This is a genomic window from Streptomyces sp. NPDC045695, assembly GCF_056432025.1.
Genome location: NZ_JBWKJU010000006.1, coordinates 199,169 through 213,166, shown reverse-complemented (window position 1 = coordinate 213,166; position 13,998 = coordinate 199,169). Strand labels below are relative to the sequence as shown.

The 13,998-nt window shown below is 70.4% G+C and carries 14 protein-coding genes; 9 read left to right on the top strand and 5 right to left on the bottom strand.

The features are described 5' to 3' along the window. Positions 1-8 precede the first annotated feature (8 nt). The 3 genes from AC07DU_RS13710 (at position 9) to AC07DU_RS13700 (ending at position 3,708) form a co-directional block, all read left to right on the top strand. Entirely contained in the window at positions 9-2,372 is a 2,364-nt protein-coding gene (locus AC07DU_RS13710; RefSeq protein ID WP_479111420.1) for a phosphoketolase family protein, read from the top strand. Positions 2,373-2,488: 116 nt separating this feature from the next. Next, positions 2,489-2,974, top strand: coding sequence for a Crp/Fnr family transcriptional regulator (locus AC07DU_RS13705; protein ID WP_479111418.1), 486 nt, complete (start codon positions 2,489-2,491; stop codon positions 2,972-2,974). Positions 2,975-3,018: 44 nt separating this feature from the next. Next, positions 3,019-3,708 (top strand): response regulator, encoded by a 690-nt coding sequence (locus AC07DU_RS13700; protein ID WP_479033638.1) that lies wholly within the window; start codon positions 3,019-3,021, stop codon positions 3,706-3,708. Positions 3,709-3,717: 9 nt separating this feature from the next. Here the strand turns inward: AC07DU_RS13700 and AC07DU_RS13695 are convergent, their stop codons facing one another. Next, positions 3,718-5,433 carry a sensor histidine kinase gene (locus AC07DU_RS13695; RefSeq protein WP_479111416.1) on the bottom strand — a complete coding sequence of 572 codons (1,716 nt, stop codon included), beginning with the start codon at positions 5,431-5,433 and terminating at the stop codon, positions 3,718-3,720. A 517-nt stretch (positions 5,434-5,950) separates the two neighbouring features. Here AC07DU_RS13695 and AC07DU_RS13690 point away from each other — a divergent pair. Further along, the gene (locus AC07DU_RS13690; RefSeq protein ID WP_479111414.1) at positions 5,951-6,580 is read left to right on the top strand and encodes a CBS domain-containing protein; all 630 of its coding nucleotides are present in this window, start codon (positions 5,951-5,953) and stop codon (positions 6,578-6,580) included. Positions 6,581-6,739: 159 nt separating this feature from the next. Then, positions 6,740-7,606, top strand: coding sequence for a slipin family protein (locus AC07DU_RS13685; protein WP_479111412.1), 867 nt, complete (start codon positions 6,740-6,742; stop codon positions 7,604-7,606). Between the two features lie 155 nt (positions 7,607-7,761). On the opposite strand, the gene AC07DU_RS13680 is transcribed toward AC07DU_RS13685, so the two are convergent. Next, positions 7,762-8,850 (bottom strand): zinc-dependent alcohol dehydrogenase family protein, encoded by a 1,089-nt coding sequence (locus AC07DU_RS13680; protein WP_479111410.1) that lies wholly within the window; start codon positions 8,848-8,850, stop codon positions 7,762-7,764. 14 nt (positions 8,851-8,864) lie between these two features. Here AC07DU_RS13680 and AC07DU_RS13675 point away from each other — a divergent pair, with 14 nt between their 5' ends. Together AC07DU_RS13675 and AC07DU_RS13670 are read left to right on the top strand one after the other, a co-directional pair. Beyond that, complete coding sequence (locus AC07DU_RS13675) at positions 8,865-9,533, top strand: CBS domain-containing protein (RefSeq protein WP_479111408.1); 669 nt, start codon at positions 8,865-8,867, stop codon at positions 9,531-9,533. A gap of 169 nt (positions 9,534-9,702) precedes the next feature. Next, a complete protein-coding gene (locus AC07DU_RS13670; protein WP_479111406.1) occupies positions 9,703-10,296 on the top strand; it encodes a DUF5994 family protein in 594 nt (197 codons plus the stop codon). A gap of 44 nt (positions 10,297-10,340) precedes the next feature. Here AC07DU_RS13670 and AC07DU_RS13665 read toward each other — a convergent pair whose 3' ends face one another. The 3 genes from AC07DU_RS13665 to AC07DU_RS13655 all read right to left on the bottom strand — a co-directional run bounded on the left by AC07DU_RS13665 (position 10,341) and on the right by AC07DU_RS13655 (position 12,086). After that, the gene (locus tag AC07DU_RS13665; RefSeq protein ID WP_479111404.1) at positions 10,341-10,556 is read right to left on the bottom strand and encodes a hypothetical protein; all 216 of its coding nucleotides are present in this window, start codon (positions 10,554-10,556) and stop codon (positions 10,341-10,343) included. Positions 10,557-10,808: 252 nt separating this feature from the next. Continuing rightward, entirely contained in the window at positions 10,809-11,345 is a 537-nt protein-coding gene (locus AC07DU_RS13660) for a hypothetical protein (protein ID WP_479111402.1), read from the bottom strand. 102 nt (positions 11,346-11,447) lie between these two features. After that, entirely contained in the window at positions 11,448-12,086 is a 639-nt protein-coding gene (locus AC07DU_RS13655) for a nucleoside/nucleotide kinase family protein (RefSeq protein WP_479111400.1), read from the bottom strand. Positions 12,087-12,185: 99 nt separating this feature from the next. On the opposite strand from AC07DU_RS13655, the gene AC07DU_RS13650 reads away from it, so the two are divergent. Then, positions 12,186-12,800 carry a TetR/AcrR family transcriptional regulator gene (locus AC07DU_RS13650; RefSeq protein WP_479111398.1) on the top strand — a complete coding sequence of 205 codons (615 nt, stop codon included), beginning with the start codon at positions 12,186-12,188 and terminating at the stop codon, positions 12,798-12,800. Beyond that, the gene (locus AC07DU_RS13645) at positions 12,797-13,978 is read left to right on the top strand and encodes an SGNH/GDSL hydrolase family protein (RefSeq protein WP_479111396.1); all 1,182 of its coding nucleotides are present in this window, start codon (positions 12,797-12,799) and stop codon (positions 13,976-13,978) included. Before AC07DU_RS13650 ends, AC07DU_RS13645 begins: the two co-directional genes overlap by 4 nt. Positions 13,979-13,998 lie beyond the last annotated feature (20 nt).

Genomic DNA, 13,998 nt, shown 5'->3' with positions numbered 1-13,998 from the left:
GAGCGCTCATGACGACCATGTACCGGATCGCGGAGCTGGACGCACACTGGCGTGCCGCGAACTATCTGGCCGCCGGCCAGATCTACCTCATGGACAACCCCCTGCTCACAGAATCCCTGCGCCCGGAGCACATCAAGCCCAGGCTGCTCGGCCACTGGGGCACCGCCCCCGGCCTGAACCTCGTCCACACCCACTTGAACCGGGTGATCAAGGAGCGTTCCCTGGAGGCCCTGTGCGTCTGGGGACCCGGCCACGGCGGGGCCGCCGTCCTCGCCAACTCCTGGCTGGAGGGCACGTACACCGAGACCTACCCGGACATCGGCCGCGACACGGACGGGATGCGCAAGCTGTTCCGCCAGTTCTCCTTCCCCGGCGGAGTGCCGAGTCACGTAGCGCCGGAGACACCGGGCTCCATCCACGAGGGCGGCGAGCTCGGATACTCACTGGCCCATGCGTACGGGGCCGCCTTCGACCACCCCGACCTGTTCGTCGCGTGCGTCATCGGCGACGGGGAAGCCGAGACGGGCCCGCTGGCCGCCTCCTGGCACTCCAACAAGTTCCTGGACCCCGTCCACGACGGCGCCGTACTGCCGATCCTGCACCTCAACGGGTACAAGATCGCCAACCCGACGGTGCTTTCACGGATCCCGGAGGCCGAGCTCGACGCGCTGCTGCGCGGCTACGGGCACGACCCCCTCTATGTCTCCGGCAGTGACCCCTCCCTCGTCCATCCGGCCATGGCCAGAGCCATGGACCAGGCCCTCGACCGCATCCATGCCATCCAGCGGCAAGCGCGCTCTGCCGGAACGGATCCGGGCAGTGAGCGTGCACGCTGGCCGGTGATCGTCCTGCGGACCCCCAAGGGCTGGACCGGACCGGCGACCGTCGACGGGCAACCCGTCGAGGGCACATGGCGCGCGCACCAGGTCCCGCTCGCGGGGGTCCGCGAAAACCCCGAACACCTGCGGCAGCTGGAATGCTGGATGCGCTCCTACCGGCCCGAGGAGCTCTTCGAGGCCGATGGCCGTCCGGTCTCCTCCGTCCTGGCCTGCGTACCGGAGGGCAAGTGCCGGCTCGGCGCAAGCCCGTACGCCAATGGCGGTCGACTGCTGCGCTCGCTGCCCCTGCCCGGACTGGATGCATGGGCCGTCCCCGTGGACAAGCCGGGCAGTACCCTGCACGAGCCGACCCGCGTCCTGGGCCACTACCTCGCACAGGTCATGAGGGACACGGCCGGACGACGAGACTTCCGGGTCGTCGGACCGGACGAGACGGCGAGCAACCACCTCGACGACCTGTACGACGTGACGGGCAAGGCCTGGCAGGGCATGACGGAGCCCACCGACCGGAACCTCTCCCGCGACGGCCGGGTCATGGAGATCCTCTCCGAGCACGTCTGCCAGGGCTGGCTGGAGGGATACCTCCTCACCGGCCGCCACGGCCTTTTCTCCACCTACGAGGCCTTCGCCCACATCGTCGACTCGATGGTCGGCCAGCACATCAAATGGCTGAAGAGCGCGCGCGAGCTGAGCTGGCGCGCGCCCATCGCCTCTCTCAACTACCTGCTCACCTCGCACGTCTGGCGCCAGGACAGCAACGGCTTCTCCCACCAGGACCCCGGATTCGTCGACCACGTCCTCAACAAGAGCCCGGGCGTCGTACGCGTCTACCTGCCGCCGGACGCCAACACCCTCCTCGTGGTGGCCGATCACACGCTGCGCAGCCGTGACCAGGTGAACGTGATCGTCGCGGGCAAGCAGCCCTGCTTCGACTGGTTGAACATGGACGAGGCGCGTTCACATGTCGCCCGGGGCGCCGGGATCTGGGCGTGGGCCGGCACGGACGACGGGACCCGCGAACCGGATGTCGTGCTGGCTTGCGCCGGGGACGTACCCACCATGGAGGTCCTGGCTGCTTCGGCCTTGCTGCGCGAGCACCTCCCCTCGCTGGCCGTGCGTGTGGTCAACGTCGTCGACATCGCCCGCCTGATGCCAAGGGAAGAGCACCCCCACGGCATGACCGACACGGAGTACAACGCTCTCTTCACCACCGGCCGGCCGGTCGTCTTCGCGTACCACGGCTATCCGTGGCTGATCCACCGGCTCGCCTACCGCCGGACCGGCCATCCGAACCTGCACGTGCGCGGCTACAAGGAGTCCGGCACGACCACGACGCCCTTCGACATGGTCGTGCGCAACGAGCTCGACCGGTACCGGCTCGTCATGGACGTCATCGACCGCGTCCCCGGCCTCGCCGGCCGGGCGGCGGCCCTGCGCCAGAGCATGTACGACCAGCGTATCCGCCACCACGACTGGATCCGCGCCCACGGAACCGACCTGCCGGAGGTCGCCGACTGGTCCTGGCCCTACTGATCGCCCGCCCGGGTCGGTACGGGTGGGCCGCCCGGGTCCGGGAAGGTACCGAACGGCCCTTCCCGGGCCGACCGCCACCGACGGAGAGTGGAGGCGGACCCGAACGGAGAACCGCCATGAGCACCTCTTCCCCTCACCGGCTCACCTCCTCCCCCAACCGCTTCGACCACGCCCTCTCCCCGGACCAACGCGGCAGCCTGCTGGCCCTCGCCCACGAGGCGGACTTCCCCGCCGGCGCGCGCATGTTCAACCAGGGCGGGCACGCCAGCCACTTCTGGGTCATCCGGTCGGGGAACGTCGGCATGGACGTGCACGTCCCCGGCCGGCAGGCCGCGGTAGTCGAGACGGTCGGCCCCGGCGAGCTCGTCGGCTGGTCCTGGCTGTTCCGCCCCTACACCTGGCACTTCGGCGCCGAAGCCATGACGCCAGTGCGCGCCGACGAGTTCGACGCCGCCGCCGTGCGAGAGCTGATGGACGCCGACCCCGCGCTCACCTCCGCGATGTGGCAGTGGGTGGGCCAGGTGCTCGCCCACCGGCTCGTCTCCGCCCACATCCGGCTCCTCGACCTGTACGCGCCCCACGGCAGCGGAAGCCGCATCTGAGACAATCGACCCCAGACGTATCCCGACCCGAGGGTGTGGCGTGGATGTCCGATGCACCAGCTGTCGCTCCGGCTCCCATCCGGGTGTTCCTCCTCGACGACCACGAGGTCGTCCGCCGCGGTCTGCACGATCTGCTGGACTCCGAGCCCGACATCGAGGTGGTGGGCGAGGCGGGCACAGCCGCCCAGGCGCTGGCCCGAGGGCCCGCGCTGCGGCCCGACGTCGCGGTACTCGACGTCCGTCTGCCTGACAGCGACGGGATCACCGTCTGCCGCGAGCTGCGCTCGCACATGCCGGACCTCGCCTGCCTCATGCTGACGTCCTTCGACGACGAGGACGCCCTCCTCGACGCCATCATGGCCGGCGCCGCCGGGTACGTACTGAAGCAGATCAAAGGCTCCGACCTGGTCTCCGCCATCCGCACGGTGGCAACGGGTCAGTCGATGCTCGACCCCGCGACCACAGCGCGCCTGATGAGTTCACTCCGGGACCCGACCGCCGGGAAACCGCCCGGGGACGAGCGGCTGACGGTCCTCTCCGAGCGCGAGCGAGCCGTACTCGAGCTCATCGGCGAGGGCCTCACCAACCGTCAGATCGGCAAACGGCTCTTCCTCTCCGAGAAGACGGTCAAGAACCACATCTCGCGGCTGCTCGCCAAACTGGGCGTCGAACGCCGCGTACAGGCCGCCGTCATCGCCGCCGAGGTCCGCGAGCACGACGAAACCGGCCGCTGAGGCCCGCAATCACTGAGTAGGTTCAATCGGGACCCGCCATTCCAGAACGGTTCCGCCACCGTTCGGGCGCGGTGAGACGGACAGTCCGCCCCCGCGGGCTTCGGCGCGCTCCGCGAGGTTGCGCAGACCACTTCGACGGCCACCGTCCGCGACGCCCACCCCGTCGTCACTCACCGTGACGGTCAGTACGCCGTCCGCCAGGACGATCCCGACGTCCGCCCGCGTCGCCCGCGCGTGCCGGGCCACGTTGGTCAGGGCTTCCCCGAGCACGGCCACCACGTCGTCGGCGACCGGCACTGGCACATCCGTGTCGATCAGGCCCTCCATGCGCAGGGCGGGGGCGAAGCCCAGTACCGCCGCCGCGGCGCCCACGGCGCGCACCGCGCAGGCCCGGAGCCTCGGGGCGCTACCCGCCGCCTCGTGGTCGCGGAGTCCGAAGATGGTCGTACGGATGATCTTGATCGTTTCGTCCAGGTCGTCGATCGACCGGCTCAGCCGCTCGGACACCTCGGGGTGCTCCACGAAGCGCCGGGCGCTCTGCAGCGTCATCCCGGTCGCGAAGAGCCGCTGGATCGCGAGATCGTGCAGGTCGCGGGCGATCCGGTCGCGGTCTTCCAGCAAGCTCACCTGCTCGCTGTCCCGGCGGCGGTCGGCCAGCTCCAAGGCCAGGGCGGCCTGGCCCGCGAAGCCGGGCAGGGGCGCCACCTCGGCTCCGGCGAACGCCCGTCGGCCGGTACGCCTCGCCAGCATCAGCACGCCGCGCAGCTTCACCCTGGTGCCCACCGTGACCGCTACAGCCGGCCCGAAGCCCGTCCAGGCGTCCGGCTGCGCCGTGAGCCGGGCGTCGGTGGCCACGTCGCCCGAGGTGATCAGTCCGTCCTTCGCCAGGGCGAGTGCGGCCAGGATCCCCTCGCCGCCGGGCAGCATGATCCCGCGGTGCGCCTCGGCGCCCTCCCCCAGGGCCAACGACCCGCGCAGCTCGCCGCTGGGTCCCGCCTGGTAGAAGACGCACATTTCAGCGGAAATGATGTCCCGGGCCCGCTCGAGCATACCTTCCAGTACCTCGATCTCGGAGGAGCCGGACAGCAGGGCGCTCGTGAAGTCGGAGCCGGCCGCCAGCCAGCGCTCCCGGAGGCGGACCTCCTCGTACAGGCGGGCGTTGTCCACGGCGACGCCGGCGGCGACCGCGAGGGTGGACAGAACCCCTTCGTCCTCCGCGTCGAAGCTCTTCCCGCCCCGCTTCTCCGTCAGGTAGAGGTTGCCGAACACCTCGTCCCGGACCCGGATCGGTACGCCGAGGAAGGAGCGCATCGGCGGGTGGTGCTCGGGGAAACCGGCGGAGGCCGCATGCTCCGAGAGGTCTCCCAGACGCAGGGGCCGCGGGTGCCTGATCAGCTCGCCCAACAGTCCGTGGCCGGTGGGCAGGGCCCCGATCCGCGCCCGGAGCTGGTCGCTGATGCCCACCGGGAGGAACTCGGCGAGCTTCTCGTCGTCCCCCACCACGCCCAGCGCGCCGTACTCCGCGTCCACCAGGACGACCGCGGCCTCCACGATGCCGCGCAGCACCTGGGCCAGGTCCAGTTCCTGCCCCAGCGACATGACCGCTTCCAGCAGGCCGGTCAGCCGATCACGAGTGTCTCGCGCGTCAAGGATCTCTGCCTGGAGCACGTCCAGCCTCGGCTGCGGAATCCGGCCCGTCGGCGCATCGCGATCATCCCCAACCATGGACACCTCCGCCGGCATCGAGGGGCTCTGCGCACCAGCCCGGCCTTCAGCGTAGTCCCCTACCCGCCGACCGGTCATGGTCGAGGCCCAGGGTGACGGGCATGAGGGTCGAGCCGTGGCGAATCCGGTCAGGCCGTTGCCGAGCCGCAGGGCCTCCCGGCCCAGAATGCCGCTGTCAGTGCGGTGCTCGATCCGTCGACACCGACGAGGACCGAGCCGAGGTCCGGACGGTGTCGGGTGGAGCCTCCCATGGCTTCCTCCTCTGTCGAATAGCGTCGGGGGTGCCTTCACATCGCCACCCGGGACCGCGCGAGGAATGGGGCGCAAGGGTCAGTCAAGGGACCGAAGGTCCCTTGCCCGCCACGCACCGCCTCACCGCCAGTCACCGCAGGGGACCGGTCAGGCCTGACAGAGGACCGTTCGGCCCCTCGCACCGAGGGCGTGAGGGAGGGATGGTGGCTGGTGAGGGTGCTCCGCAAAGTGCTCTCGCTGACCGAAGCCGACAGGAGGGCCTCGCATGAAGCATGCCAAGGTCGGCTTCCTCATGACCGACGAGGTCGTCTCGGTCCTCGGAAGGACACCGTCCACCGACGTCGCAGCGCTGCTCGTCGAGCACGACATCAGCGGCGTGCCGGTCGTGGACGAGGAAGAGCGCGTCCTCGGAGTCATTTCGCGGACTGATCTGCTCGTCCAAGACCACCTCACCGCTCAGGACTTGATGACCGCGCCGGCCGTCACGATCCACGCCGAACAGACGGTCACCGAGGCCGCCCGCCTCATCACCCGGCGCGGCGTGACGCGGCTGCCGGTGATCGACGACGAGGACCGTCTGGTCGGCATCGTGACCCGACGGGACCTGCTGCGCGTGTTCCTCCGGCCGGACCACGAGATACGCCGGGTGCTGGTCGAGGACGTGCTGGCGGACACGATGGGCATCGGCGCCGACGCTGTGAGCGTGCGCGTCGTGGACGGGGTCGTCACCCTGGCCGGCCAGCTGCCCAAGGACAGTCAGATTCCCGTCGCGCTCAGGCTCGCCGGACAGTTGGACGGCGTGGTCGCGGTCATCGACCGGCTCACGGCCCACTCCGACGGCACCCGCACCCGCACCGCTCCACTGGACCGCGGTACCGAGGACGCACCCCGCTGATCCAGGGTGTGGACCGTTCGGCCCCTGCCCGCCCCACTCGCACCGCGCGAGCATGGGATGAGGCAGGCTCGCCTCCCCCGATCGCAGAGGTGCTGAGTCCTGCGGACGGACCCGGGTCATTCCCTCGCTCCGCCCCCGCACTTAGTGAGGAGCACCTTCATGGAAGTCCTGATCTTCGCGCTGATCGCCCTGGCCATCGTTGCCCTGATAGGGCTGCCGATGGCGCTGAAGATCGTCAAGCAGTACGAGCAAGGCGTGCTGTTCCGCTTCGGCCGGCTCACCGGGACCCGCGCGCCGGGCCTGCGGGTCATCGTGCCGTTCGCGGATGTCCTGCACCGGGTGTCCTTGCGGATCGTCACCATGCCCATCCAGTCCCAGGGCATCATCACCCGGGACAATGTCAGCGTCGACGTCTCCGCGGTCGCCTACTTCCGCGTCGTCGACGCCGTGAAGTCGGTCATCGCGATCGAGAGCGTGGGCCCGGCCATCAACCAGATCGCGCAGACCACGCTGCGCAAGGTCGTCGGCCAGCACACCCTCGACGAAACCCTGTCGGAGACCGACCGCATCAACCTGGACATCCGCGAGATCCTCGACGTCACCACCGCCGAATGGGGAGTCGAGGTCACCCTGGTCGAGCTGAAGGACATCCAGCTGCCCGACAGCATGAAGCGCGCGATGGCCCGCCAGGCCGAGGCCGAACGGGAGAAGAGGGCCAAGATCATCAACGCGGAGGGCGAATCGATGGCCGCCGCCGCACTCGGCGACGCCTCGGACACCATGATGGCCCACCCCCTGGCCCTGCAACTGCGCAACCTGCAGAGCCTCGTGGAGATCGGCGTCGACAAGAACACCACCGTGGTCTTCCCCGCACCGCTCATGAGCACCATCGGCGAACTCGGCGCCTTCCTCGCCCGCGAAACTGCGGCCGCCACCGCCGCACCGGTCCAGGCACCGCCCGTCGCAGAGCTCGCTACGACGATCCCCCGCCCCCCTCAGCCGAACGGAGCCGCACAGGCCGTGTAGTTGGCAGTCGGTACCGCCGTGTGGAGGCAAAACCTCCGCACGGCGGTACCGACTGTCGGCTACACGGACTGCCTACGGGGCATTCGTCGGCTTCCGCCGCCCCGATCCGCCGGGCTCAAACCGACCGGCCCCCGCGATGTGTCGCACCCGGGTCGTCAGGTCTTCTGGACGCGCGAAGGGTTCGAAACGGCCAGGTCGTCGTGGCGCGGCCCGCCCAGCACGACCTTCAGCGCGCCGGTCTCGCCGGCGCGGGAGAACACCTCGTACGCCTCCTCCATCTGCCCCAGCTCGAAACGGTGGGTGATCAGCGACGAGGTAGGCAGCCGTCCCGCCGCCAGCATGCGCAGCAGCATCGGGGTGGAGCTGGTGTCCACGAGGCCGGTGGTGATGGTGACGTCCTTGATCCACAGGTCTTCGAGGTGCAGGGTCGCGGGTTTGCCGTGGACGCCGATGTTCGCGACCCGGCCGCCCGGGCGGACCATGCGGGTGCACATCTCGAAGGTCTCGGGTACGCCGACGGCCTCCATGACGACGTCCGCGCCGAGACCGTCGGTCAGGTCTCCCACGAGCCTTTCCGGTTCCTCGGCGGCGTTCACGACCGCGTCCGCCCCCAGCTCCCGCGCCTTCGCCAGACGGGAGGGCGCGAGGTCGACGGCGATGACGCGGGCCGGTGAGTAGAGCCGGGCCGTGGCGATGGCCGCGAGTCCCACGGGCCCGGCGCCGACCACGACGACGGTGTCCCCGGGCCGCACACTGGCGTTCAGTACTCCCACCTCGTAGGAGGTGGGGAAGATGTCCGCGAGCAGGACGGCGTCGGCGCTGTCGACCGTGCTCGACAGCGGGTACACGGAAAGGTCGGCGAACGGCACGCGGACGTACTCGGCCTGGGTACCGTCGATGGTGTGCCCGAGTACCCAGCCGCCGCCCCCGCGGCACTGTCCGTAGCGGCTCTCCCGGCAGAACCGGCACCGGCCGCACGAGGAGATGCAGGACACCAGCACCCGGTCGCCGGGCCGCACCGAGCGGACATCACCGCCGATCTCCACCACCGTGCCCACGGCCTCGTGCCCGAGTACGCGACCCGGAGTCACCTCCGGCAGGTCCCCCTTGACGATGTGCAGGTCTGTCCCGCAGATGGTCACCGCGTCGACGCGCACGATCACGTCGCCCGGGTCCTTGATGCCCGGATCCGGCACCTCCTGCCACGCGGTGCGCCCCGGCTCCTGGAAGACGAGTGCCTTCATGACGCCACCTCTCCATGTGTATTCCGTTCTCTGCAAAGGTCACCTCATGCTGTAGCCGCCACGCGGGTCCCGGACAGGGCCGGACGGGCCCGCACCAGGGCCTGACAGGCCCGTCCGGCCCTTGCCGTCGACGTGGGAAGGTGGATAGCAGAGTCTCCTCCGCCGGAAGGACTACCGCCGCTCTCCAGGCCAACCCGGAGAAGCTCGCGCCTTCTCATCGAGGACCTCGCCATGACCTCCAGTCCGCGTCTCGTCCGCGACGTGATGACGAGAGTTGTCGTCAGCGTCACGCAGCTGCAGCGGCTGGTGACACGCTGAAGGCCGGCTCGACCTTGGCCAAGGCGGCCCGGCTCATCGCGGAACGGCACATCAAGCGACTGCTGGTCGTCGACCCTGTCGGCACCCTCCAGGGCATCGTCAGCCGCACCGATCTACTCAAGGTGTTCCTCCGACCGGACAGTGAACTGGCTGATGAGGTACGGCGCGAGGTGGTCGGCCGACTGTTCCCGCTCGCACAGCACAGGGTGCGGGTCGATGTCCGCCACGGCGTCGTCACCCTGTCCGGTGGCATCCTCGACGGATCGCTCATTCCGGTGGCAGCACGCCGCGCACGCGCTGTGGAAGGCGTGGTCGACGTCAACTGCGCCCTGACCACGTCGGCCGCGCAGACGGCCGGAGCGTGAACCTCCGTCTCAGCCGAAATACCTGGTCAGATGCGCTTTTGATCTTCGTACCGGAGTACGATGGAGATACCGGGAGTATTTCGCGCACCGGACGCAACTCAGGTGTCATTTCCGGCGATCAATACGCCGGGCCGTCAAACTGCGGGCGGCCCGGGGACAGGTCTTCTCCATGGCCATCACCCTGGAACGTGCCACAGCTGCCACCACGTCACCCGCGCTTCCCGCTGCCGCGCCTCCTCGCCCCGCTCGCCTCGCGCTCACGCCGAAGACCGCCCTCGCTGGGCAACTGGACGGTGCCTGGTGGCCCCGTTCCCGTGATCTCGAAGCCGAACTCCCTGTTCTCGTAGCCGCCTTGGCCGAGCCTTGGGGGCGCATCACCCGCGTCACTGTGAACCCCGACCGCTGGCCGGTCATTCCGCCCAAGGTTCCCGTCGCCGGGCACACCGTGCACGTGGGCTGGTTCACCGAGCAGGACCCCGACAAGCTGATCCTGCTCTCCTACACCGTCGGCCGCTGGGACCTCCTCGTCGTCCCACCCCAGACGGCACCCGCCGCCGCGGCCCGCCTGATGGCAGCGGCCTCCGTCCCCGGCAGCGTCCTCACCGCGGGCGCACTGATCGCCGCCGAAGCCGTCATCGGCCGAAGGCCCGACGTCCGGGACCGGGAAGACGCCTGGGAGGGCGAAGGCGGAGCCTGCATGTCCCCCATCGGGTTCCCCGCTAGGCAACCGGTCGGCCCACTGTCCGCCGGCGCGTGGTGGTGAGCCCGGCATTGGCCTGACCACAAGCGGTGACCAGCATGTACTGGTCACCGCTTGAGCGTTCGGGGGCGGGGAGACCACGTCATCCACGCGCGGAACTTCGCGAAGAGTTCGTCCATGCCGATCACGTAGAGGTTTCGCGATGAAAGCGGGGCGAGGCAGTCGATGCCGATGTTGCCCAGGGCCGGCAGCAGCATGGTGGGCACCGTCAGCCACCGCAGCCGCGCCAACTCCCGCCCGTAGTAACGAAGTGCGACGAACACCGGGCCCGATGCGGGCGCAGCCCCTCCTGACGCGGACGATCCCATCCCCATGGCAACCCTGTGGTGTCGTGTGGCAGACCCGGAACCGCAGTGTCCGCGCACGCGTCCGCGCCGTCCAAGCGTTTTCCGTGTGGGCGACACTGCGTACACGAGAACGACCCCGCCGGTGTGAGACCGACGGGGCCTGGATCCCGTCCGGCCGCTGCTCAGGCGACCGCCCGGGCGGTGGGGTGCGTCAAAGGGCGGGGTGCGTCAGAGGGCGTTCTTCGTCGCGCTGGCGACGACGCATTCCTTGTACTCGCTGCCGTCGCCCTTGCCCGTGTACGCCGTCGTCGCCTCGGCCTGACGGGAGGCGCCCGCCTTGACCGTGAGGCCGGTGACGTTGGCCTGGGCGGGGGTCGCCGTCGAGGTGGCGTTCCCGTGGAACTTCATGGTGATGTTGTAGGTGTAGTCCAGCGAACCGCTGTTGGTGACGGTGACCTTGGCGACCAGGTTCTTGCCCGCGTCGTCCAGCTTGCAGCTGTCGATCTTGATGTCGCGCTCGGCCTTGTTGTTGCTGCTGGTGCCGCCGCTGACGGTGCCACTGCTCGAACTACCGCTGGAGCTGGTGCTGGAACCGTCACTGCCGCTGCTGCTGCCGCCGGTGCTACCGCCGCTCGAGGAGCTGCTGGAGCTCGAACCGGAACTGTGGCCACCGCCGCAGCTGCCGCCGTGGGAGCCACGGGCTCCGGTGAGTGCTACGACCGCGATTCCGAAGACGGCAACCGCACGGACATGGCGAAGCTTCACGTTCAACCCCGTTGGAATATCAGTACCTGTGGAAGCCCGCCTTGACGGGCGCACGTCACCCTAACAGCGTCACGACCCCGCCTAGACCGGGCGCCGCGCCGGTCAGCCGGCGTCGAGGACGAGGTCGGCGCGGTGGCGGCCCGGGGCGATGAGGCGGGCGTTCGCCTCGTCCGAACGGGCCACCCAGGCGCGCGCGTACGCCGGATCCTTGCCGTGGCGTACGTGCCGCTCGACCAGGCGCCGTACGCGCAGTTCCTCGTCCGGGGCGAGATACCAGGCCTCGTCCAGCAGCGGCCGCACCGACGCCCACTCCCCCGCGTCGTGCAGCAGGTAGTTGCCCTCGGTGATCACCAGCGGGACCTCGGGGGCGACGGGGATGCTGCCCGCGATCGGTTCTTCGAGGGAACGGTCGAAGGCGGGGGCGTACACCGTCGCTCCGGTGGCTCCGCGCGGGCGGCGCAGTCGGTCCAGCAGGCAGGCGTATCCGGCCGCGTCGAAGGTCTCCGGGGCTCCCTTGCGGTCGGCCAGCCCCTGCCGGACCAACTCGGCCCCGGCCAGGTGGAACCCGTCCATCGGGACCACCACGGCCTTCCGGGGGCCGAGTGCTGCGGCGAGCCGGGCGGCCAGGGTCGACTTCCCGGCCCCCGGCGGCCCCGCGATGCCGAGGATCCGGCGGTTCCCCCGCCCGGTCGGCCCGGCCAGCGCGGCCGCCCTCAGGACCAGTTCTGTCGTCGTGTGCACCTCCGTATCGTGCCCGACGCCTGCGCCTCAGGACAGGTCAGCTTGCCTAAAGACTTTAGGTAGCTTCATAATTCCTATAGGCGAACAGGGAGGATGGGCATGGTGCGCGTAGGGCTGACCACGGAGCGGCTGACCCGGGCGGGGGCGGAGCTCGCCGACGAGGTCGGCTTCGACCAGGTGACCGTCTCGGCGCTCGCCCGGCACTTCGACGTGAAGGTCGCGAGCCTGTACTCGCACGTCAGGAACTCCCGCGACCTCAAGGCGCGGATCGCCCTGCTCGCCCTGGAGGAACTGGCCGACCGCGTGGCCGCGGCCCTCGCGGGGCGGGCCGGCAAGGACGCCCTGACCGCCTTCGCCAACGCCTACCGCGACTACGCCCGGGAGCACCCCGGGCGCTACGCCGCGGCCCAGTTGACGCTCACCCCCGAAGAAGCGGCCGCCAGTGCCGGCGGCAGGCACGCACAGATGACCCGCGCGATCCTGCGCGGCTACGAACTGACCGAACCGGACCAGACCCACGCCATCCGGCTCCTGGGCAGCGTCTTCCACGGCTACATCAGCCTGGAGAGGGGCGGGAGCTTCAGCCACAGCGCCCCCGACGCGCAGGAATCCTGGTCGCGGGTGCTGGACGCCCTCGACGCCCTGCTGCGGAACTGGCCCGCGCCCGGCGGCGCACCGGGTACGACCACTGCGAACGACAGGCTGGAACCATGAGCACCCCCTTCCACTGGATCACCACACCCCTCACCCCCGCCCTCATACGGGGCGCCCTCGACCTGGAGCACACCGCCCACGGCCTGCTGCCGCACCGGCTGCCCGCCCGGGCCCGCGCGCAGAACACCGACGGCCAGCTGGCCATGGCACAGTCGCAGCCGTCGGGCGTACGCGTGGTCCTGCGCACCCGGGCCACCGTCATCGAGCTCGACGCGCTCCGCACCAAGCGGGCCTACGCGGGTGCGCCGCCCCGCCCCGACGGCGTCTACGACCTCATCGTCGACGGGCAGCCGGCCGGGCAGGCCGGTGTGAGCGGCGGCAACGTGCTCACGGTGGACATGGCCACCGGCTCGGCGCAGAGCCGTCCGGGCCCGGTCGGCACCGCCCGGTTCGCCGGGCTCCCGGACCGCGTCAAGGACGTCGAGATCTGGCTGCCGTACAACGAGACCATCGAGCTGGTCGCCCTGCGCACCGACGCCCCCGTTGAACCCGTGCCGGACCGGGGCCGGGCCCGGTGGCTGCACCACGGCAGCTCGATCAGCCACGGCTCCGACGCCGCGAGCCCCAGTACGACCTGGCCGGCGGTGGCCGGTTTCCTCGGCGGTGTGGAGCTGACCAACCTGGGCCTGGGCGGCAGCGCCCTGCTCGACCCGTTCACCGCCCGCGCGATGCGCGACACGCCCGCCGACCTGATCAGCATCAAGATCGGCATCAACCTCGTCAACACCGACGCGATGCGCCTGCGCGCCTTCGGCCCGGCGGTGCACGGCTTCCTCGACACCGTCCGCGAGGGCCACCCCAGGACGCCGCTCCTGGTGGTCTCGCCGATCCTCTGCCCCATCCACGAGGACACGCCCGGCCCCAGCGCCCCGGACTTCGAGGAGCTGAAGGCGGGCCGGATACGGTTCCGAGCCACCGGCGACCCCGCGGAACGGGCCACCGGGAAGCTCACCTTGGGCGTCATCCGCGACGAACTCGCCCGGCTCGTACGGCAGCGGGCGGCCGACGACCCCCACCTGCACTACCTCGACGGCCGCGCACTGTACGGCGAGGCGGACTCCGCCGAGCTGCCGCTGCCCGACCGGCTCCACCCGGACGCCGCGACGCACCGTCGCATGGGCGAGCGGTTCGCCGCCGTGGCCTTCGCCTCCGGCGGTCCCCTCGCCGCCCGGGCGTGAGCGCCGGCTCAGGCGATGAC

What these genes read in the sequence shown, in the direction of transcription:
- AC07DU_RS13680 (WP_479111410.1), bottom strand. Translation starts at nt 8,850, where the DNA reads ATGAAGGCACTCGTCTTCCAGGAGCCGGGGCGCACCGCGTGGCAGGAG.
- AC07DU_RS13695 (WP_479111416.1), bottom strand. Translation starts at nt 5,433, where the DNA reads ATGGTTGGGGATGATCGCGATGCGCCGACGGGCCGGATTCCGCAGCCG.
- AC07DU_RS13690 (WP_479111414.1), top strand. Translation starts at nt 5,951, where the DNA reads ATGAAGCATGCCAAGGTCGGCTTCCTCATGACCGACGAGGTCGTCTCG.
- AC07DU_RS13685 (WP_479111412.1), top strand. Translation starts at nt 6,740, where the DNA reads ATGGAAGTCCTGATCTTCGCGCTGATCGCCCTGGCCATCGTTGCCCTG.
- AC07DU_RS13705 (WP_479111418.1), top strand. Translation starts at nt 2,489, where the DNA reads ATGAGCACCTCTTCCCCTCACCGGCTCACCTCCTCCCCCAACCGCTTC.
- AC07DU_RS13645 (WP_479111396.1), top strand. Translation starts at nt 12,797, where the DNA reads ATGAGCACCCCCTTCCACTGGATCACCACACCCCTCACCCCCGCCCTC.
- AC07DU_RS13675 (WP_479111408.1), top strand. Translation starts at nt 8,865, where the DNA reads ATGTGTATTCCGTTCTCTGCAAAGGTCACCTCATGCTGTAGCCGCCAC.
- AC07DU_RS13670 (WP_479111406.1), top strand. Translation starts at nt 9,703, where the DNA reads ATGGCCATCACCCTGGAACGTGCCACAGCTGCCACCACGTCACCCGCG.
- AC07DU_RS13650 (WP_479111398.1), top strand. Translation starts at nt 12,186, where the DNA reads ATGGTGCGCGTAGGGCTGACCACGGAGCGGCTGACCCGGGCGGGGGCG.
- AC07DU_RS13710 (WP_479111420.1), top strand. Translation starts at nt 9, where the DNA reads ATGACGACCATGTACCGGATCGCGGAGCTGGACGCACACTGGCGTGCC.
- AC07DU_RS13700 (WP_479033638.1), top strand. Translation starts at nt 3,019, where the DNA reads ATGTCCGATGCACCAGCTGTCGCTCCGGCTCCCATCCGGGTGTTCCTC.